The 19,498-nt window shown below is 55.6% G+C and carries 17 protein-coding genes and 3 pseudogenes; 7 read left to right on the plus strand and 13 right to left on the minus strand.

Annotated features, from left to right (window positions below; all coding sequences use genetic code 11):
- Positions 1–2 precede the first annotated feature (2 nt).
- Together AC2FGE_RS05880 and AC2FGE_RS05885 are read left to right on the plus strand one after the other, a co-directional pair.
- Positions 3–1,094 carry an aminomethyl transferase family protein gene (locus AC2FGE_RS05880; RefSeq protein WP_496818268.1) on the plus strand — a complete coding sequence of 364 codons (1,092 nt, stop codon included), beginning with the start codon at positions 3–5 and terminating at the stop codon, positions 1,092–1,094.
- Positions 1,095–1,382: 288 nt separating this feature from the next.
- Positions 1,383–1,658: an IS66 family transposase gene (locus AC2FGE_RS05885; protein ID WP_496818305.1), complete on the plus strand. Its 276-nt coding sequence runs from the start codon at positions 1,383–1,385 to the stop codon at positions 1,656–1,658.
- On the opposite strand, the gene AC2FGE_RS05890 is transcribed toward AC2FGE_RS05885, so the two are convergent.
- From AC2FGE_RS05890 to AC2FGE_RS05920, 7 genes and pseudogenes are all read right to left on the minus strand, one after another.
- Positions 1,603–4,554, minus strand: a complete 2,952-nt coding sequence (locus tag AC2FGE_RS05890) for an NAD(P)-dependent oxidoreductase (protein WP_496818269.1) — start codon at positions 4,552–4,554, stop codon at positions 1,603–1,605. The two genes, AC2FGE_RS05885 and AC2FGE_RS05890, sit on opposite strands and share 56 nt — an antisense overlap.
- A gap of 312 nt (positions 4,555–4,866) precedes the next feature.
- Positions 4,867–5,274: pseudogene (locus AC2FGE_RS05895) on the minus strand (IS6 family transposase); the annotation flags it as partial.
- Positions 5,273–5,395: pseudogene (locus tag AC2FGE_RS05900) on the minus strand (IS3 family transposase); the annotation flags it as partial. The pseudogenes AC2FGE_RS05900 and AC2FGE_RS05895, both read right to left, overlap by 2 nt.
- A 135-nt stretch (positions 5,396–5,530) precedes the next feature.
- The gene (locus tag AC2FGE_RS05905; RefSeq protein WP_496818270.1) at positions 5,531–7,747 is read right to left on the minus strand and encodes a hybrid sensor histidine kinase/response regulator; all 2,217 of its coding nucleotides are present in this window, start codon (positions 7,745–7,747) and stop codon (positions 5,531–5,533) included.
- Positions 7,748–7,750: 3 nt separating this feature from the next.
- Positions 7,751–8,920 carry an FIST N-terminal domain-containing protein gene (locus AC2FGE_RS05910; protein WP_496818271.1) on the minus strand — a complete coding sequence of 390 codons (1,170 nt, stop codon included), beginning with the start codon at positions 8,918–8,920 and terminating at the stop codon, positions 7,751–7,753.
- A gap of 53 nt (positions 8,921–8,973) precedes the next feature.
- On the minus strand, positions 8,974–9,651 hold the full coding sequence (locus tag AC2FGE_RS05915) for a response regulator (RefSeq protein ID WP_496818272.1): 678 nt from the start codon (positions 9,649–9,651) through the stop codon (positions 8,974–8,976).
- Positions 9,652–9,795: 144 nt separating this feature from the next.
- Positions 9,796–11,562 carry a PQQ-dependent methanol/ethanol family dehydrogenase gene (locus AC2FGE_RS05920; RefSeq protein ID WP_496818273.1) on the minus strand — a complete coding sequence of 589 codons (1,767 nt, stop codon included), beginning with the start codon at positions 11,560–11,562 and terminating at the stop codon, positions 9,796–9,798.
- Positions 11,563–11,829: 267 nt separating this feature from the next.
- On the opposite strand from AC2FGE_RS05920, the gene AC2FGE_RS05925 reads away from it, so the two are divergent.
- Positions 11,830–12,291 (plus strand): hypothetical protein, encoded by a 462-nt coding sequence (locus AC2FGE_RS05925; protein ID WP_496818274.1) that lies wholly within the window; start codon positions 11,830–11,832, stop codon positions 12,289–12,291.
- 4 nt (positions 12,292–12,295) lie between these two features.
- Here AC2FGE_RS05925 and AC2FGE_RS05930 read toward each other — a convergent pair whose 3' ends face one another.
- The 6 genes from AC2FGE_RS05930 to AC2FGE_RS05955 form a co-directional block, all read right to left on the minus strand.
- On the minus strand, positions 12,296–12,835 hold the full coding sequence (locus tag AC2FGE_RS05930; protein ID WP_496818275.1) for an SEL1-like repeat protein: 540 nt from the start codon (positions 12,833–12,835) through the stop codon (positions 12,296–12,298).
- A gap of 76 nt (positions 12,836–12,911) precedes the next feature.
- Positions 12,912–13,703, minus strand: coding sequence for an ABC transporter permease (locus AC2FGE_RS05935; protein WP_496818276.1), 792 nt, complete (start codon positions 13,701–13,703; stop codon positions 12,912–12,914).
- Entirely contained in the window at positions 13,700–14,419 is a 720-nt protein-coding gene (locus AC2FGE_RS05940; RefSeq protein ID WP_496818277.1) for an ABC transporter ATP-binding protein, read from the minus strand. Before AC2FGE_RS05940 ends, AC2FGE_RS05935 begins: the two co-directional genes overlap by 4 nt.
- Positions 14,416–14,868, minus strand: a complete 453-nt coding sequence (locus AC2FGE_RS05945; RefSeq protein ID WP_496818278.1) for a cupredoxin domain-containing protein — start codon at positions 14,866–14,868, stop codon at positions 14,416–14,418. The genes AC2FGE_RS05940 and AC2FGE_RS05945 overlap by 4 nt, the downstream gene beginning before the upstream one ends.
- 20 nt (positions 14,869–14,888) lie before the next feature.
- Positions 14,889–15,851: a YVTN family beta-propeller repeat protein gene (locus AC2FGE_RS05950; RefSeq protein WP_496818279.1), complete on the minus strand. Its 963-nt coding sequence runs from the start codon at positions 15,849–15,851 to the stop codon at positions 14,889–14,891.
- Between the two features lie 5 nt (positions 15,852–15,856).
- Positions 15,857–17,023 carry an ABC transporter substrate-binding protein gene (locus AC2FGE_RS05955; RefSeq protein ID WP_496818280.1) on the minus strand — a complete coding sequence of 389 codons (1,167 nt, stop codon included), beginning with the start codon at positions 17,021–17,023 and terminating at the stop codon, positions 15,857–15,859.
- 158 nt (positions 17,024–17,181) lie between these two features.
- On the opposite strand from AC2FGE_RS05955, the gene pedF reads away from it, so the two are divergent.
- The 4 genes and pseudogenes from pedF to AC2FGE_RS05975 form a co-directional block, all read left to right on the plus strand.
- Positions 17,182–17,862, plus strand: a complete 681-nt coding sequence (pedF, locus tag AC2FGE_RS05960) for a cytochrome c-550 PedF (protein WP_496818281.1) — start codon at positions 17,182–17,184, stop codon at positions 17,860–17,862.
- 18 nt (positions 17,863–17,880) lie between these two features.
- A complete protein-coding gene (locus tag AC2FGE_RS05965; RefSeq protein WP_496818282.1) occupies positions 17,881–18,777 on the plus strand; it encodes a substrate-binding periplasmic protein in 897 nt (298 codons plus the stop codon).
- Positions 18,778–18,847: 70 nt separating this feature from the next.
- Positions 18,848–19,387, plus strand: a complete 540-nt coding sequence (locus tag AC2FGE_RS05970; RefSeq protein ID WP_496818283.1) for an SRPBCC family protein — start codon at positions 18,848–18,850, stop codon at positions 19,385–19,387.
- A 27-nt stretch (positions 19,388–19,414) separates the two neighbouring features.
- Positions 19,415–19,498: pseudogene (locus AC2FGE_RS05975) on the plus strand ((2Fe-2S)-binding protein); the annotation flags it as partial.

Raw genomic sequence — 19,498 nt, forward strand, 5'->3', positions numbered from 1 at the left:
CCTTGACCGAAGAGCTTAGCCGCACATCCGCCCTTGCCTCACGCCACATCGCGCTCGGCTCGGGGCTGGAGGATTGGAACGGAATGGGCACTGCCTGGACCTACGACACCGATCCCAATGACGAACACGACGCGGTGCGCGAACGCGCGGGCATGTTCGATATGTCGCCTTTGAAAAAGGTATTCGTACGCGGGCTGGACGCGATGGCGGTTCTCGATCACCTAACAACGCGGGATCTGTCCAAGGTTACACCGGGCAAGGCAGCTTACCTGTGTGTTCTCACCGATCAGGGCGGCATCGCCGACGACGCGATCGTGTCGAACAACGGCGGTGACGAATGGATGATCGTGCATGGGTCTGGCGACACGATGGCGCTGCTGGAGGCTTCGGCGGAAGGGCGCGATGTTCAGGTGCAGTTCACCGATGATCTGCATGATCTGTCGGTGCAGGGACCTGCCTCGTTGGAGATTCTCAACGCGCACACGGATATCGACCTGGCCGATCTGGCCTATTTCGAACACGCACCAGCAGCGCTTTTCGGCCATCCTTGCCGGATTTCACGCACCGGATACTCCGGCGAACGTGGCTACGAGATCTTTGCCGATGGCGCGGTGATCGCCGACATCTGGGACAAGCTGGTCGAGGCAGGCGTCATGCCCTGTTCCTTCACCGCGCTCGACAAGGTGCGGATCGAGGCGGGCCTGCTGTTCTACGGCTACGACATGACCCAGGACAACACCCCGTGGGAGGTCGGCCTGAGCTTCACGGTGAGCAGTGCCAAGGGTGACTATCGCGGCAAATCGGCGGTCATGGCGGCGAAAGGCGCCGAGAAGGTCAACAACGTTTGCCTCGACATCGACCACCCGGACATGGTCGCAGGCGGAGAAACCCTGATGTTGGATGGTCAGGAGGTCGGCGTAATCAACAGCCCCTGCTATTCGCACCGGATGGGCAAATCGCTGGCGCTAGCGCATGTAGATCCTGACCTTTCGGCTGGAACAACGCTCATGGTGTCGGGCGACGGTCTGGAAACAACGGCCACAATCACTTCAAGCCCCGTCTATGATCCTCAGAAATCGCGGACGCATAGCTGACACGGTCTGCACATTCCCGCGACGGGCGACACTCTGATCGACCGTTGCATCACTGGAATTGATTTCGACTGAACAGCGAAGAGCAAATCCGCCAATCATGAATGACGCAGCAGCGGGCAAAATGGGCTCGTTGTGGTCACTTTCTAAGCCCTGAACGAAAGGGGGTTTTCGCGACCCCACGCCCACTTTTGATGCGCTGGCCCAGGACATCAAATTCAATTCCAGGCGCTTGTTCATGGATGAGACAACGCATCCAATCATGGTTCAGGGTAACGGAAAGACAAAAACCTGCTGCGCCTGTATGCGCTTTACCGTGATGATCGCCCTTTTGGAGGAAATCTACCTCCCGTCGTGGTCTACTCGCATCGCGCTGGACGTGGGATGGAACACATCCACGAAATACTGGCAGGTGTTTCCGCGGTCGCACAAACAGATGCCTACAGCGGGTATGGGATGCAAACCATCCAATGGACGGTTTGCATCGTATCACTTACCCATCAGACCCTGATCAATCGTAACCACCGACCAGGCCAAATGTGTCAAAGTCTGTGTGCAGCGTGTTAGAAGCCAGCGTCAGCGCTTCTCCGTGCCGTTGGATCAGTTCCGCCCGACGGGCCTGATCGCGGGTTGACTCAATAGCACCCCAGATCGCTGCCAGTGTTTCAGCCGCGTCGCGCAGGCGGATCAGAGTATCCGCATCTGCTGCTGCCGACGCAATCACAGAGGCGGATACTTTGCCGACCCCGGCGACAGTATGGGCGCCGCCGCTGGTATAGCCCTTGGGGATATCACCCTTGCAGTTGATGACTTTGCGATAGCGAATGGCCGACAGGATCTGATCGACCGCCTGCTTCGCCCCTTCAACGCGCGAGGTATGCTCGGTATCCGCCGCCGCATGGGGCAGCAGCTCCAATCGGCCCGGATAGGCGTCGATCAGCGGACGGTAAGGCACCATCGGACCAAACAGGCTGCCATCTTCTGCGATGAACAGATCGGCATCGATAGCGGCATAGGACACTTTGCCCGAAGCCATCGCATCGTTCAGCGCGTCTGCATCGACAACCTCGCCACGGTCGTAGTTGACCAGTATTGCGCCGTCATTCAGGGCATTCAGAACCGACGCGCCAACAAGCCCCGCATTGGCAAAGACACCATCCGCACCCTTGGCACCAAGACCGGTATGGGGCGACAACACATCCGCGCCTGCGGCGGCCTCTTCCGGAGTTGCGGCGTAGATGAAACCTTCGCTTTCAATCCACTGACGGTGCCGCGCGCGCGCATATATGGCGACGGTCATGCCGAAGGCTTTGCCCAGCTTGGCCACTTCGCGGCCGATATTGCCGTAGCCGATCACGCCCAGTCTTTTGCCTTCCAGCTTTTCGGTCGGGTAATCGCGCAGGTGCTTGCCGGTGTCAAAGTCGCCGTCAACGACACGCTTGTGCATCTCGTCAACCTTCAGATCGGGCAGAACACGCAGCAGAGCCTTCATCGCGGTCTGTGCCGTCGCGCGGCTGTTGAAGCTGGGGGTGTTCATCAGCGGGGCAGAACCGCCGGTACCATCCCCGCCGCCCCAGCAGGCACAGGCCATATTGCCGGTTCCAGCACCGATACGCACGCCCCCTTCAGGGAAGGTTGCATTCTCGGGAAAGAAGGTCGCCGCCGCGATGACCGCATCATATTGATTGCCGCAGCACGCTGCCGACAGTTCCTCATGTGTGGACAGGTCTGGCAGGTAAAAGAAATGCTGGCCAGCAGGCAAATCGGACCCATCCCAGCCGCCATAGGTGAAGGTTGCGCCCTGCTCCTCAACATAGGCCTTGACCGCCGAGGCATCCGGCTGCCCGTCGGCACCAAATTTCAGGCCAACCAGATCCGCCACCAGAATGCGATAGGCGCGGTTCGGATCGTCCTGGCGCAGATCCGCACCACCTGTTGTCGAGGCGTCGAAGGTGATGCCTTGCGCCGCCAGCTCCTCTTCCAGCACCACGACCTTGGCACGGTGATAGGCATAAGAGATGTTGTCCAGCAGACGCACGATATCCTCGGGCTCACGAATGCCACCGATCCAGGCGCGATAGTCGCCAGGTGTGCCGGGGAAGGCATTTACGTAGCGGGCTGCGTCCAGGCCTGGTTCATAGTCGCCATTTGGATGGGTCAACCCCTCGTAGCCCAACAGTTGTTTCGACCGCGCGATGATGCGTGCGTGGATGGCGGGATCGATGATGCCCGGATCATTCACCGCCAGCAAGGTCACCGCCGCACCGCGTTTCTGTGCATCGCCAACACCGGCAACCAGCAGGTCCTGACCGGCGAGCCACGTATCAATCTGCGCGCGGTTGGCGGCAGAGCGCTGGTTCATCACATCAACCGAGCCAAACATCTTTTCGACGCGCAGCAGACCATAGGTCGTTTCAGCAAAAGCCAGCGACGAGAATGTGTTGATCACTCCGCCAGTCATCTTGTCCGCCGCGGCGTCATAGAACGGGCCAAGACCCACTGTCTTTTCACCGGTCAGCGGCTTTTTGGCATCGGTCGGAACAACCAGTTTCAACTGGCGCGCAATCGCCCAGGCCGGGTTCTTCTGGTTGTCTTCGATCAGCTGCATCGCTGCTGGGGTGAACGATGCCAGGAAGTAACCCGAAATCCCACCGATTGCTTTCTGGAACGGGGTGAAAATGTTGCATTTGGCCATGAAGGCCTCGACCACGTTCTGCGGCCAGGGCATCCCGCCCAGCATTGAAGTTGCATCAATCATTGCATGCCGGTTCGCCGGATCGCGGTCCAACCATTCCAGAAGCGAGGTGACTTCTTCTGTTGTATATGTGGTCGCCCCTGTGGTTTCGTGCCCAACGCCGACAAAAAGGGTGATGCCCATGGCCTCCAGCTCGTCCGCTGACGGGATCGTGCCTTCGGCGCCCGCGAAGACGACCTTGTCTTCGTGCCCGTTGGCGGCAAATCGCTGCAATTCCAGGATCTGTGTGCCCCAGCTTTGGCGAAAGAACCCGCCCTTGGTGGCTTCGTCCGATTCCGGACGCGGGGTGTCGACGAACAGTTTCTGACCATCCAGATTCGGGTTCATCAGATGCATGATCGCGACGGTGAAGCCGCTATGGCCGCCGCCAAGGCCCACAGCCATAGGGTTTGTTTTGGGGAAACCAAAATACCGATGGATATGGAACATCATGTCCCGCAGGATTGCGTCCGCCGGATAGCCGCGGTGCATCGAACGGCCGATTTCTGCGGTTGTGAACGGCCCAAGATCGTCGCCGGTGTCGTCAAGCTTGCGATAGGTGGCTTCCAACCAACGGTCAAAGTCGAAACGGTTTTTGCGCCCTTCAGCCTCATCCTGAATCACGTCAGTGATAGGCCCGACGCCGAAGAACGGGTTGATCGTCCGAGGCGGAGGTCCGCTCTGTGTCGCTTCGATGGAGATTTTGCGCTGCGCTTCAAGTTCGCTCATGGTCTATCCGTCTCATTTCAACTTCATCCGATTTGCGCGCATCGTACACTCTTGTTCACTATGGGAAACATCAAATTGCGAAGTTTTGGCGCCGCCAAACGGCAAATTCCAGTAAAATACGCTTACAACATGCAGATTTTCTAGGCTCAGTTATTAGGACAGGCGCGACATCACAAAGGTGCCTGGTTAGTTGGCCATACAGGCATATGGACACGTGAGCATGTAAGATCGTCCAGTCCGGCGACAAATGCAAAGGCCAGGTTCTGTTGCAAAGCTTATTGAAGTTCAGAATATTACATCTGGCCAGTAATGTTAAACGACCAGATCTTTGAATTGTTGAAAGGGACGGTTTCCTGGTGTGAATTGACTTTTGCGGATCATGTTAACCAGTTCGATACCGGCTAGGGCAAATGCAGCTGAATCGAAAGCCTTGAAACCCAATATAGGCCTGATCCGGCGCTTGATGAATCGATGGTCTTGTTCAATGATGTTATTGAGGTATTTCCGCCTCACCATCTCGATTGGTACTGGGCAGCCAAAGCCCTTCAGCATCTTGTTTATGGCTTTGATACCAGCTGTGTTGGCCCCGCTTTTGTCGATGACAATCTTCCGTGGCAAACCGTTCACCTCAAGCGCACGAGCGAAGAACTTCGTCGCTGCAACTTTGTTCCTGCGTTTGGATAGCATGAAGTCCAGGGTTTTACCGTGTTTGTCGATGGCGCTTCAGTTCTTTCAATTGCACCGTGCCCATTCCACCATACTTCTTCCAGCGGTAATAAGTTTGTTCAGTCACACCAATCTGTCTGATCGTATCAAGACGCGGTATTCCTTGTCCCGTCAGAACCTCAACTTACCGCGACTTCGTGACAATCTCTTCTGGCTTCGGTCGCTTGTTTGTCATGGGTTTCCTCCGTTTTCCTAAACATAGCGGAGGACCTCTTCAGTGGGGGAAAACCAAAACCAGATCTCAATTCCGTCACATCGGACGCGGGCGCATACTGGCCTCTAGAGTAGACTTTAGGTTCTGCGTATCGATTGGCTTATAGAGTAAGGGCAGGTTCGCCTCTTTACACAACTCCGTCAGTTCAGCTGATCGATTGGCTGAAACAATACAGGCTGGTAACTTCCCGAATCTTCCAGTCAACGCCATGACGGCGTCAGTTCCTGTTTTCCCGCCACTCAGTTGAAAATCAGCGACGATCACATCAGGCGAAATATCAATTTCTTGCAGTAGCTCGAGCGCCTGGCTCTCGCTCTCACATTCCAGAACATGTAGTCCCCAAGCTTCCATCGTCATGCTCAAGGCGCCACGCAAACTTTCGTCGTTTTCAATCAGCAATGCGATTTTCGAGGCAAGAACACTGGAACCCGGTTTACTGGCATCCGTCGGGCTTTGTTGCTGCGGAGCCATGAGTTCGGCTGACGGTACACCGATCGAAAAACCAGTTCCGCGGCCAAGTTCCGAACGAAGATGAATGGGATGTTTCAGCAATTCGCAGGCGCGTTCGACAATTGCCAACCCCAAGCCCATCCCTTCGGCTGCGCTGGCGTCAGAATTCAGACGCCGAAACTCTTGAAAAACAGAATCTTGATGATGGGACGCTATCCCGATACCGGTATCCCAGACTTCGATCAAAAAGCCGTCCCCGCGCCGCCGCACACCCACCAGCACTTTACCCGTTTCAGTGTAGCGGATCGCATTCGACAACAAGTTTTGCAGAATCCGGCGCAGATATGTGGCGTCACTTCTGACCAATGCATTGGTTGCGACGAACCGCAAGTCTAGCCCTTTGGCCTGGGCCACAGGTCCAAATGCGTCTTCCATCTGCAAGAAAAGTTCTTTGATCGAAACGGTCGACATGTGCACGGATACGCGCCCTGAATCCAGCTTGGAAATATCAAGCAAGGCTTCAAGAATGTGCTCGACGCTGTTTAGCGCGCTTTCGGCTTTTGCAGCGACAATGCCAGCTTCGGATCTGCCTAATCCGCCGCCCAATGCTGCGACATAGAGCTTCGCAGCCGACAATGGTTGCAGCAGATCGTGACTGGCTGCAGCAACAAACCGGGATTTTGATGCATTCGCACGCTCTGCCTCGTTCAACGCATCTGCAAGCTCCATCGTGCGTGATGCCACACGTTGTTCCAGCAGTTCCTTGGCTTCGTACAATGCCTGTGCTGACTGGCGTTCGGCAGTCACATCGGTAAATGAAATCACAAAGCCCCGGTCAGGCATTTCCTGCGCGAACACAGCAAGAATCTTTGATCCGCCACTTTGCATCTGAAACTGCAAAGGGGGTCGGTTGGTCGGATGATTGACCCAGGCGAGCAGGTCTGTGTCGGCAACGCCGCCTTCCAAGCTTATTGTCGTGCTGAGACGGTCAAATAGGGTTTTGAACTGCGCCCCCATCTGGAACTGAGAAATGGGAATGACCAGCAACTCGCTGGCGCGGTTGTTCCAGCCGACCAGTCTCAGCTTGTTGTCGAAAATACAGACACCCTGATCGATATGCTCCAATGTGGCACGGATCAGGCGCGCTTGATCGTCCAGTATGCGATCCCGTTCCTTCCGCTCAATCCGCATGATGTCCGTGACATCCGTTTGCAGAATAACGGTCCCACCGTCCGGTGTGCGGTGTTCAGATACCTGTGACCAGCGATTGCCACTTAGCCGGACGTTAAATACCACGTGCTCATCAGCGTGACGCGCCAACCTGCGCTGCGCCCATTCTTCGGTTGTTACTGTATCCGGCAGGGACAGGTACTTGGATCGGCTGACCAACTCGACATACTCGGTGAAACTTAAGCCTGGCAACAACCGATCCTGAATGTCTGGCATATGCAGCCCGAAACGGCTGTTACACAGGACCAGCTCTTCTTCGAGGTTGAACAGCGCAAACCCTTCTTGCACGGTCTCGATCGCGTTGGTCAGGTTTGCCCGCGCGGCTTCGGTTTCCTGATTTGCCGTGGCCAGCCGGGCATTCGAGTCGTTGAGCAACTCCAGCGCCCGTTCCAAATCGTCCGTACGGGCGCGCACCTCCTGTTCCAGCATCGCCGCCCTTTGAAACTGTGCATAGGCTGCACCGGACTCATCCGTAGACTCTTCAACCCGCCGCATAAGCGCCGCCACGATCTTCAGGAGCTTTTCGTTTTGGCGCGCCAGCGAGTCAGCAGGATTGGTGAGAGCCTCAATCATCGCCTACCCTTCGTCAGGGGGGTAGATCGCAACCCCGGTCAATGTTTGATTTACATGGATCGAGTTGAATTGCTCGCCATATGTTGAAAACCCAACCACGTGGTTCTCGCGCAGAACCCGAGAGATAGCCCCGGTCATTTGCTTCTCCTGCGCCTCAAGACGGCGCAAAATGCAATCACAGCCCAAAATAGTATCTGGCACTTGATCCTGCATCAGTAGTCCAATCTCTTCCTCAAGATGTTCCACCATATCTCTGGGTTCAGCCAAGGTTAGAACCAAACCCTCATCAATCGCGGAAAAGAACACCAGGTCACCGTTTTCGTCGACCCTTTGAATGGATCTTACATGATGCTGTCCACCGATCTGTACCACCACCGGATGGGCCGCAAAAGTAAACGTTGTCAGCTGTTCGGGATCTTTGCCAAGGATGCGAGCGTACTCTCGCGCGGCGGGTTCTGCGTTGATTTCCTGTACAATGCGCTTCACCGGGTCAGCCTTTGTTACGACCATGCGTTGGGCGCTGGGGACAAAATGATCAGTTTTGAAGACCTTGATCGGACAACGCGTGCGCAGCTGGCAAAGGACGGCCGCATTTTGCAACGCCTGCCCATCCGACAGCACATATGTGCTATCAAAGCGCGTTCCGTCTCCGGCAGAGCCGCCGAACAGGGGCACCGGGCCCAGGCCAACGGCAAGCTCTGAGGTCAGCGCATCTTCCCTGGTGGACAGACCGTCGATCATCAGAAATGTGAACTCGTGCCTCCAATCCGGCGCGGCAGTCATCATCTGGTTTCGATTCCTGATCATCTCATCAATGATGTCCTCAGACGAAAAATCATCAAGATCGGGAACTAAAACAGTGCGAACTTCGAAATGACTCTGGGGAAATCCAATCGCGACAATCAGATCTTCACTATAACCGCAATCGGCAAGCTCACCAGCAGTGGTGCAACCGACGACGGGTGCTGGTGCAAACGCTGTACGCGCTTCCGAGATCACTGTGTCTGCATCCGTGCTGGCACTTACGAACAGGACGACCAGAGAAAGCGAGTCACAGTCAAATGCCCCTGCCAGCACAGAGATCGCTTGATCTGTGCCACAGGGGACAAACTCTGTTCTCACAATACCTGGCGGACGGGTCTGGGCCGAAGCCCACCCAACAGCTTGGTCCATCGAGCCATCCTCCCTAAAAGGCGCGACTTTATCTGAAAGTATGCAGCTTGGCCCTATTCTTGCAAGACGCTCTCAAACGATGCCTTATTGGCGATCAATACGGCCTGGGTGCGGCTTTGCACGCCGAGTTTGCGCATGATAGCAGTAACATGTGCCTTAACAGTCGTTTCGGCAATCGAAAGATCATACGCAATCTGTTTGTTCAACTTGCCTTCACAGATCAGCTGCAAAATCCGCGATTGCTGGTTCGTCAGAGTTGTTAGCTTGTTAACAGCATCGCTATGTTCACTATCCTCATTCGCGTCGATCAGGGCACATCCGTCGGGAACGAAGACATCTCCGGTCTGTACCGTTTCAATTGCGGCGCGAAAGACTTCGCGTTGACTATGTTTGGGAACATACCCTGTGGCACCGGCATTAATAACCTGACTGATAATCCGGGGCTCTGAGAGCGAAGACACAACAATAATCGGAACATTTGCGACGGATTTGAGGCGTATAAGCCCGTCAAGCCCATTGACGTCGGGCAAGTTCAAATCCAGCATGACTGCGTCCGGCTTAAACCCTTTTGCAATCAACTCGATCGCATTTTCCAATCGGTCTGCCGTATGAATTTCGCCAATCCGTGCAACACTTTGCAACGTCATGGACAACGCGTCGCAGAACAGCGGGTGGTCGTCTACGATCAGAACCTTCTCAAAATCGTTTTTTCTGGTGGCTTCAGCAAGCATGTGTTCTGGCCTCTGCAATCGAATTGCCCCAACCTAATCAATCCTATCAAGTTGACCAGACCACGCCTACTGTCGGAAAGTCGTACAAATGAGGAAACGCGCACCATTCCTGACGCGCGTTTTTTTGGTTTTCCTGACCAGCTATTAGTTCGCCGAGGCGAGCTCTTTCGGCAAACGGAAGGTCCATAACGTGCCGCCCTGGTTCAGATAGTTGACCTTCTTGGCCACTTCGCCGCCCCAGAGTGGAACCGCACCGCCCCAGCCGGAGATGACCGAGACATATTGCTCACCGTCCTGTTCCCAGGTCACAGGTTGACCGACGATGCCCGAGCCGGTCTGGAACGACCACAGCTTTTCACCGGTTTCGTCATCCAATGCGATGAATTCGCCCTCGGGGGTGCCGAAGAACACCAACCCGCCTGCTGTCGTCATCACGCCCGACCACAGCGGAGCATCGTTCTTGTATTCCCATTTCCATTCGCCAGTGTCTGGGTCGATGGCCTTGAGCGAGCCAATATGGTCTTCATAGTTCGGCTTGATGGTAAAGCCCGCGCCCAGATAGGCGGCACCCTTTTTGTAAGTGATGGGCTCGTTCCAGATATCCATGCCCCATTCATTCGAGGGCACATAGAAATTGCCGGTGTTTTGTGAAAATGCCATCGGCATCCAGTTCTTGCCGCCCAGGAAAGATGGCGAGGCAAAGATCACTTCACCCTTCTTACCATCAGCAGCTGACGCAGGATTGCCTGGTCGATTGCTTTCGTTAAAGATCGGGCGACCGGTTTCATCAATGCCATCGGCCCATGTGATATCCTTGACGAAAGGCGTAGCCGACACAAAGGCGCCATCCTCACGATTCAGGACGTAGAAGTATCCGTTCCGATCGGCCGTGGCGTATCTCTGGTTACCTTCACGGTCAGTATAGGCCACCACTTCGTTCACACCATCATAGTCCCAACCCTCTCGGGGCGTGGTTTGATAGTGCCATTTGATCTCGCCGGTTTTCGGATCGATTCCGATACGGCTGGCGGCATAGAGGTTGTCGCCTTTGTTGCCTTCGGTCGGGGTGCCCGCGTCGCGCAACCAACTGTTCCACGGTGCCGGGTTGCCTGCGCCAAAGACCAAAGTATCGGTATCGGCGTCATAAGATCCGCCCAACCAAGTCGCGCCACCGCCGGTTTTCCACATGTCACCGGGCCAGGTTGCGTTCAGCTCGCCGGTCATGGTGCTTTCTTCGCCATTCAGCGTACCCATGTGACCTTCGATCACCGGGCGTTCCCAGACCAAATCGCCGGTGTTTACGTCACGTGCCTGCACCGCACCGATGATACCAAACTCGCCACCGGAGTTACCGGTGATCACTAGCCCGTCCACAATCAGCGGAGCCGCCGTGTAGGAATAGCCCGCCTTGTAGTCCGCGATCTTGTCGCGCCAGACCACATCGCCCGTGTCCTTGTTCAGCGCCACGATCCGTGCATCCAGCGTGCCAAAGATCACCTTGTCGCCATAGATCGCAGCGCCGCGGTTGACCACGTCACAGCACGGCAGAATGCCTTCCGGCAGGCGTGCATCATATTGCCAGACCTCTTTGCCAGTCTCCAGATCAATGGCATAAAGGCGAGAATACGACCCGGTAATATACATCATGCCGTCATAGATCAGCGGCTGTGTCTCTTGCCCGCGCTGCTTTTCACCACCCAGACTGAAGGCCCAGGCCGGCAGCAGATTCTCAACATTGTCTTTGTTCAACATGTCCAGCGGGCTGTAGCGCTGTAGGTGACGTCCCATGCCATTTGTAACGATCTGATTGGTGATCGTTTGGTCATTGGCCAGATCGTCTTCGGTAACTTCTGCATAGGCCGCACTTGTCGCTATGACGCTTGCAACCACCGCCATTATAAACCGGCTCATCGGTGTCCTCCCTAGACTTGTGTCTTTCCTCCACGCCGAATCTCCGACGCGTCGGGATTGTTGGCGAGGGTATTATTCGCGGGTCGGGCCATCAGTGAAATTGCACAATGGTCGTAGGAGGCAGATGCCGAATTTCAACTAGATTGACGCAACTTTTTTTGTCTGGAGGTTGCCATGTTGAGGTTCTTTGCGTGTTTTCTGATCGCCCTATTCGGATTTAAAACAAGTGCGCCAGCCGCGCCGCTGGACGGGCAAAAACAAATATACATGCTGGACAGATCCGATCACAAGATACTGATCGGCGATGTAAATTTCTCAGAATTCGAAGGGGTTGTTTCGTACACCATCGATTTAAGCACAGACCCGTTCGCCGAACATTTCCTGTCGATGCGACCGTTTCGGTGTCTGGAGGGGCCGGACAAGCATTGGTGTCACGTGCCCTATCCCTATGTCCTGCGGCGTCAGGTGTCGCACACAGATCTGACGGATCTGGAATACGATCTGCTGTTCATTCACAAAGGCGCAACCGAGTATGGCATCGATATGTGGAACGGCATTTACTATCAGCTGCGAATTGACGGCGACCGCCTTGTCGGCACCCTGCATGAGATGGATATGGGTCTGCTTTCGGCACCACCAGAAAGCGGGAATCTAAGGCCTGTTTCCAAGCAGGATATTCACGCATCCGATCCAGACAATCACTGGCTGCCACAGCTCGTGATCGAATGAAGACTTAGAACAACGGAGCATACTTCCATTCATCTGCATCGGGCGTAACTTCGTTGGGATCATATCCGGAATCTTGAAGACGCTTAGCAATTTTCAGCCCGTCTTGTGCAGCACTATCCACATAAGCACGCCCCAGTCGTTCATCTTGTGGCACACCATGCCCCCGCAACAGATTGAGCCCGTAGTTAAACTTGCCGACCGGATCGCCAATATCCGCCGCCCGCTTATCCCATGCAGCGGCGGCATCGGGGTTATATCCTCCACCCAGCCCGTTGTTGTCTAACTGGCTCATCCAAGTCATCGCGCTGGCATATCCCGCTTCAGCACAGCTTGTGAAAAGTGTGCGCGCCATTTCATGCCGACCAGACTTGGTGATGTAATAGCCGGTGGCACAGGTCGCCATATCCGTAACACCATTTTCGATGTTACTCATGACACGGCCAAAGCCACTGTCCTGTGGATTAAGCGTCCCGAACTCATCCTCGACGGTTTGTGCCGTAGCAGAAGTGCCGAGAAACAGCAGGCAACATGCAATGCGGATCATGATCGAACCCTCCGATTAGAAGGTCAGTCTATCGCATCGGGACATGCATTTCATCCCCGCTATGGTCGTAGATGGGCTACCGCCCCGCTCGTTTCATCCCACGCGCCGGATCATAACCCCAAAGTGCGAGGCAAAGAAACACAAGCCCAGCCAGCATCGTCCAACCCAACGCCGGGCCGTTGAATTCGCCATACAACGCAAAACGGATCAATTCGACTGCGTGTGTAAACGGATTGAAAGCACAGATATCGCGCAACAGAGCTGAACTCTCAGCCATCTTCCACAGCGGATAAAGTGCCGACGACAAAAAAAACATTGGGAAGATGACGAAATTCATCACCCCTGCAAAATTCTCCAGCTGTTTGATCGCTGAAGACAGCGCCAGCCCCAAAGCGCCCAGCATCAGCCCGGCAACAATCAGCGCAGGAAAAACCAGCAGATACCCGAACCAAGGCATGTCAATTCCGTAAATCGCGGCGACGACCAAAAAGGTATAGACCTGCAGGATCGAGATCGTGGTGCTGGCCAACAACCGACTAAATAGCAGCCACCAGCGTGGCAAGGGGCTGGTCAGCAGCAACCGCATCGAACCCATTTCGCGGTCGTAAACAAGGCTAAGCGAGCTTTGCATCCCATTGAACAGCATGATCATGCCGCAAAGCCCCGGCACAATGTAAATCTCATAGGTGATATAGGTCTGATAAGGCGGCGTGATCGACAGGCCTAACGCCGCGCGGAACCCCGCCGCGAATACGATTAGCCACACTAATGGGCGTACAAGCGCTGCGATGAACCGACTGCGTTGCCTCACGAAACGCAGCGCCTCGCGGATCATGATCGCGTACAGAGCAACAAACGCGCCTTTCATTCGGTCGAACCAGTCATGGACAGAAAAACCTGTTGCAATGGCGCGTCCCCTGTCAGATCCCGACAGATACCCTGATGCAGCAACTGACCCCGGTGCAGCACAGCAATTTGATCATCGGGCTTAATCTCATCGGTCAAGTGAGTGGCCCAAAGTACGGTCAGACCGCTATGTGCAGACAAATCATGCACCTGTGCCGTGATCGAGCTACGCGCCGCCGCATCCAGCCCAACGGTTGGTTCGTCCAGCAGCAGGACTGAAGGCTCGTGGATCAAGCACCGTGCGATCTCAAGACGTCTGCGATGCCCGCCATTCAGGTCGCGCGCCCGCTCAGCCATACGTTCGCGCATGCACAGCCGGTCAAGCGCGTCAACAATTCGCGCCTCGGCCTTGCGACCCGAGAGCCCATGCAGCGCAGCAAAGTAGCTGAGATTTCTGTGAACGGTCAGATCCAGATCCAGGGTTGGCTGCTGAAACACCACGCCGATCTGCGCCAGCGCCTGCCGAGGCTGTCGAGACATGTCGAACCCGGCAATCTCGATGGTCCCCTGCGACGTGGTGAACAAACGGGTAAGCAGCGAAAACAATGTGGATTTACCTGCGCCATTGGGGCCCAAAAGCGCGCAAAACGCGCCCTGTGGAACGTGAAAACTCACATCATCAAGGGCACGTTTTTCGCCATAGTCATAGCTGACATTCCGGACTGAAAGCCCTGTCACTTAATGGTAATCTCCAGCCGTTGTGTTTCACCGGTGCTACCTGGCACTTTCAGATAGTAACTGCCCGGCTTGATGGCGACAAAGCCTATTTCCATCTCGCCTGCCTCGTCAAACTCGATTGAATCGACACCAAGTGGTCGGATTTCCAGCCCTTCAACCACAATCTCATCGACCCAGATCGCACGGAAGAATTCGGGTCCGATAATGGCAAGTTCCTGACTTCCGTCGCCCTGAATCTCGAACTCGTAATAGGTGCCGGATTTCAACTCCCAAGGCGCTTCAGACAATGGGACGCCAGCAGACAAGGTGATTGGCGGCAGGTCCTCTTTATTTTTGGCTGACAGCAAACCCGCGAGGCCAAACCCATCATCATCGTCGTCATCATTTGCCAAAGCCGCCGTCGGCACAGCCAAAGCCAACATCGCGACCAGCGTTGTTAGTCGAACCATCTTAAATCTCCCTGTTTTGCTCAATTGGTTGGGCGGAAAGCCGCGCCCCATGGGAACCGGCCGACCTTGATCGTCTTGATCGGTTCGCGTTTGGCAACGTCGATCACAGTCACGTCGCCGGACACGCCATTGGTGGTGAACAACAGCGATTTGTCCGCGTTGAAATCCATGTGCCAAACCCTGCGCCCGACCAGAATGTAGTCTTCCACCTCGTAGGTTTCGGCATTCACCGCCGCCACGTGGTTCGACGGCCCAAGGGCGACAAAGGCGATCTCATTATCGTTCGACAGCTCGAATCCGACGGGTTGCACCCTGTCAGGGTGTACACCTTCAACCTCAAACTCGATCTTGGCTTTTTCCGTCTGCGAGACGACATCAAACACTGTGATCGTGCCTCCGATCTCGGAACTCACCCACAGCTCGGCGCCATCCTTCAGGAATTCCGCGTGGCGCGGGCGCGAATCGACCAACGTGTTGGCAAACAACTCACGCGTTTCCGTGTCGATCCAATGTGCCATATTCGTCGTCTCGGACGTGGTAATGGCAATCTTCCCATCCGGTGAGACGGCCATACCCTCTGGCTCAATCCCAACATCAATCTGGGCGATCACTTCGCGCGACTCGGTGTCAACGACAGTTGTTATCGCGTCATCTTCGTTAGCAATATACAAATGCCGATCATTAGGATGCAGCACGAATTGTTCCGGGTCTTCACCCGATGGCAAATCATGCAGGATCTCACCGGTCTCAGGGTCCATAACCTGCACGGCATCGCTGTCGGATGCGCAGATATAGAGGACCGAGTAGTCCTTTGAGAACGTAATGCCCCGCGGGCGCTCTCCCGTCTCGATGGTTCTGATCACCTCAAGTGTTTCAATATCGATTACACTCAGCGTGTCGTCTTTCTCGTTGCTTATCCAAATCTCATCCGCAGCCGCCGGAGCGCAAAGCGCGGTTGCTGCCAAAAGTGCTGCTAGTCTCATCCGTGTCACTCCTTGAATGCCTGGCATTGGCTTTCGGCTTGATCGATTCCCAACGTGTCCAACTCGGTACGTTGGTGCAAAAATCCTTCAAGCGGGGCCATGGCCACCACGGCCCGATCCGTCACCAGAGGGATCGGTTGGCGCAACTGACCATTCCAATGGCGAAAATTCATCGCACGGCCCTTGAAACCCGCCAGTTCGAAATCGTCCGACAGAATGTACGCCCGCAATGTTTCCGGATCGTCAGAATTGGTGCGCGTGACGGCTTCGCCCAAAGACCGGTATGCAGCCCAGGCGGCGTAGTCCTTCGGCCTCATTGCCCGGCCGGACTGGTCAAAGAACCGATTTTGCATTTGCGCCGCACCCCATTGTTCAACCACTCGAGACCATGTGACGGGCTGCAAACCTTCGGATCCGGCCACGGGCCGTGCCTCCCATGTATTGAATGCGATGTAACGGCCGAAATCATCCAATTCATCCGCGACCAACAAAACGTCGTAATCACCAAAATCCTGGGTAAACAATGGCACTTCCTGCGCGGCGTTGCGGCGCAGATCGGCGTCAAAAACCCATGTTTTCTCTGCTTTTAGATCCAGCCGAAACTTCTCAAGCGAACGTTTGATCGCGGCTGCAAATGCCTGATCACCCGGATGTACCCCGGACACCAGTACCAGCCTCTGCCACCGGCGCTTAACCAGAAACTGTGCCAGCGCATCGGTTCTCATGACATTTGAGGGCAACGTATGCAGCAGATTGGCTCGGCATGCCTCATCCCGGATCGACAACTCGGGGGCAGAAGCGTTGAACAAAACGGCCGCTGCCGCCTCGGGCAAATCCGCAACCTCAAGCTGCGCCTGAGCAGGAGCGTCCAGAATCAAATAAGGGGTTCTGCTCAGGGCCTGCCGTGCAGCGGCCAGCCAGTCACCATCCTCGGGCACGGTTTGGACATCCAGAGTGTATTTGTGACCCAGAAACTTTGCCGTTGTCAGATTGTCTGCAAGCCCTAGCTCGGCCCCGGATACACCCAGATCTTCCGGCAAAGGGTCCAGATTGGACAGAACCGGCGGTCTGGTTGTCTGAAGCTGCAGATATGTGACCGAGATTTCCAGCTCGGCCATGGCCATACCGGGCAGCAGGGTTAACACCGCGAAAACACGGAATATCCTGAACATGTATGGGCCTCCTCCCTATCGGCCAGACTAAAGCAGGCCGCACCCCCGAGCGCCTATTGGACCTTAGTCGAAAATCGGCGCGGATGTGCAACCAAGGTCGAATTTCGCGGCGATTCTGCTTGGGCTATGACCGGAGAAAGCATCAGAAGGAGGAGAAGATGCGTCTTGGATTTTATGGTGTAGTGCTTGGCGCTATCACCGCCGGAGGCATGGCGCTGGCCCATGGCGACGTCGCGCCGCAACCGGTGAACACGGATGTTCTGCCCGACGTGAGCGAAGAGTGGCTGATCGAAAACCCCTATCGCGATCAGGGGGAAGAGGTTTGGCAAGCGGCCATCGAAATCGGAGACTCGGGCTACAACCAGAACTGTGCCCGGTGCCATGGGCTGGGCGGTGTCTCAGGCGGGCTGGCCCCGGACCTGCGCTATCTCGAAGCCGAAGAATATGGCGACGAATGGTACATCGAGCGCTTCCGCGAAGGCTATACACAGAACGGCATTACCAAAATGCCCGCTTTCGGAGACCTGCTGGGTCAAAAAGCGGCCTGGGCGATCCGGACCTATATTGAAACCCGTCCCGATGACGGTGCCTTGGATGATCATTCCGAACGGCTTAAAGAAATCAGGGATATCCTCGCCGGAATGGCGGATGGTGGCGATGCTGATGCAAGCTCATTGCAGGCAGAGCTAGACGAGATTGCCAGTTCGATCGAGACAGGATCGGGCGCGCCGGTTGCAGACAGTGTCGCCTTGCGCGCCGCTATTTTGATCTCGGGTGACAGCCCTGATTTCGCAGAGGCCGCCGAACAACTGACTATCGGATTGTCTGCAGCGCAATAGCACGGCAGACTGAGGCACATGTTCAAATCGCTCTTCTTACTCTCCCTGTTAGCTGCCGCCCTTTCAACCGGGTCGGCTCTGGCCAGATGCGAAGATCATGTGCCTCAACCTAAACCTCAAAATGCCAGTCGGGATATTGTCGGCGCCGATCTCGATACCATTGTCGAGCGCGGCTATATCGACTTTGCCGCCTACGAGGACTTCCCCCCCTGGTCGTTTGAAAAAGAAGGCAAGATACAGGGCGTAGATATCGAAATCGGGAAGCTGATCGCCGAGGATCTGGGGGTCGAACCAAGGTTTAATCTGGTTGCCGCTGGGGAAAACCTCGAAGCCGATTTGCGCAACTGGATCTGGAAAGGCCCGCTGATCAATGGTCGCGTGGCCAATGTGATGCTGCATATCCCCTATGACAGTGAATTCGCCTGCCGCGTTGAGCAGGTTGTCTTTACCGGGCAATATCACGACGAAGAGATCGCCATCGCGTATCGCCGCGATGCCTACCCCGAAAACCCCCCGGTCCCAGCCTATTTCCGGTTTGACACGGTGGCCGTGGAAAACGACTCGATTGCGGATTTCTACCTGTCATCTTTTCCGGGTGGCCAGCTTTCACAAAATCTGCGCAGGTTCCCAACCGCAGAACAGGCGATGGCCGCCCTGGCCCAGGGGGAAACGATGGCGGCCATGGGCCCGCGCGCGCAACTGGAAGCCGGGCTTACGCAGGATCTGGACATCCATACGCCCCCGCTGCCGGGTTTTGCTGTCAGCACCTGGACCAGCGGCGTCGCCGTTCATTTTGCCTATCGCGGTCTCAGCTACGCGATCGATGACGCCATTTATGCTGCTTTGCAAGATGGGCGAATCCAAAAGATCTTTGAAACCCATGGCTTAACCCACACCCCTCCGAAACTTCGCTGACTACTCCCAAGGTCGAATAGGCAGCACGCCAATCACCGCGTAGCGTAGCAGGAAATTTGGAGGGAGTGACATGGAGCTACAGGATAGCCGCGTCATAGCAGCACCAAGGTCCAAAGTCTGGGATGCGTTGTTGTCTGCAGAAGTACTGAAAGATTGCGTACCGGGCTGCAAAGAAATGTCAGGCACGGCCGCTGACGGTTTTGAAGCAACCGTGGTGCAGAAGGTCGGGCCGGTCAAAGCCACCTTCAAAGGCTCGGTCACATTGTCTGACATGGTCGATCAGCAAAGCGTCAAGCTATCAGGTGAGGGCAAAGGCGGTGCGGCCGGGTTCGCCAAGGGTTCTGCCGATGTCACCCTGTCTGACGCGCCTGAAGGGACGTTGTTGGCCTATAGTGTCGATGCCCGTGTGGGTGGCAAGCTGGCGCAACTGGGTGGTCGGATCATTGATGGCGTGGCCAAAAAGATGGCCGATCAGTTCTTCGAGAATTTCCAGAGCGCGGTCGAAGTCGAACCGGCAGCAGCGCAGGACGAGGCCCCGGCGATACCGGGTGAGCCAGATCAAGAGACCGAGGAAAAGAAAGGTTGGCTCAAGCGCGTTCTTGGCGGTTGAGCCGGAAGTTTTAGGGAGGAAAATCTAATGAAAATCTCGATGACCGTGAACGGTACTGCTGTGATCGGGGAGGTTGAGGGTCGGACGTTGTTGTCTGGTTTTCTGCGCGAT

It is taken from the genome of Ruegeria sp. YTSA075, from assembly GCF_059610245.1.

Coding starts and splice junctions, on each gene's coding strand:
- AC2FGE_RS05890 (WP_496818269.1), bottom strand. CDS start 4,554: ATGAGCGAACTTGAAGCGCAGCGCAAAATCTCCATCGAAGCGACACAG.
- AC2FGE_RS05905 (WP_496818270.1), bottom strand. CDS start 7,747: ATGATTGAGGCTCTCACCAATCCTGCTGACTCGCTGGCGCGCCAAAAC.
- AC2FGE_RS05910 (WP_496818271.1), bottom strand. CDS start 8,920: ATGGACCAAGCTGTTGGGTGGGCTTCGGCCCAGACCCGTCCGCCAGGT.
- AC2FGE_RS05915 (WP_496818272.1), bottom strand. CDS start 9,651: ATGCTTGCTGAAGCCACCAGAAAAAACGATTTTGAGAAGGTTCTGATC.
- AC2FGE_RS05920 (WP_496818273.1), bottom strand. CDS start 11,562: ATGAGCCGGTTTATAATGGCGGTGGTTGCAAGCGTCATAGCGACAAGT.
- AC2FGE_RS05925 (WP_496818274.1), top strand. CDS start 11,830: ATGCTGGACAGATCCGATCACAAGATACTGATCGGCGATGTAAATTTC.
- AC2FGE_RS05930 (WP_496818275.1), bottom strand. CDS start 12,835: ATGATCCGCATTGCATGTTGCCTGCTGTTTCTCGGCACTTCTGCTACG.
- AC2FGE_RS05935 (WP_496818276.1), bottom strand. CDS start 13,703: ATGAAAGGCGCGTTTGTTGCTCTGTACGCGATCATGATCCGCGAGGCG.
- AC2FGE_RS05945 (WP_496818278.1), bottom strand. CDS start 14,868: ATGGTTCGACTAACAACGCTGGTCGCGATGTTGGCTTTGGCTGTGCCG.
- AC2FGE_RS05950 (WP_496818279.1), bottom strand. CDS start 15,851: ATGAGACTAGCAGCACTTTTGGCAGCAACCGCGCTTTGCGCTCCGGCG.
- AC2FGE_RS05955 (WP_496818280.1), bottom strand. CDS start 17,023: ATGTTCAGGATATTCCGTGTTTTCGCGGTGTTAACCCTGCTGCCCGGT.
- pedF (WP_496818281.1), top strand. CDS start 17,182: ATGCGTCTTGGATTTTATGGTGTAGTGCTTGGCGCTATCACCGCCGGA.
- AC2FGE_RS05965 (WP_496818282.1), top strand. CDS start 17,881: ATGTTCAAATCGCTCTTCTTACTCTCCCTGTTAGCTGCCGCCCTTTCA.
- AC2FGE_RS05970 (WP_496818283.1), top strand. CDS start 18,848: ATGGAGCTACAGGATAGCCGCGTCATAGCAGCACCAAGGTCCAAAGTC.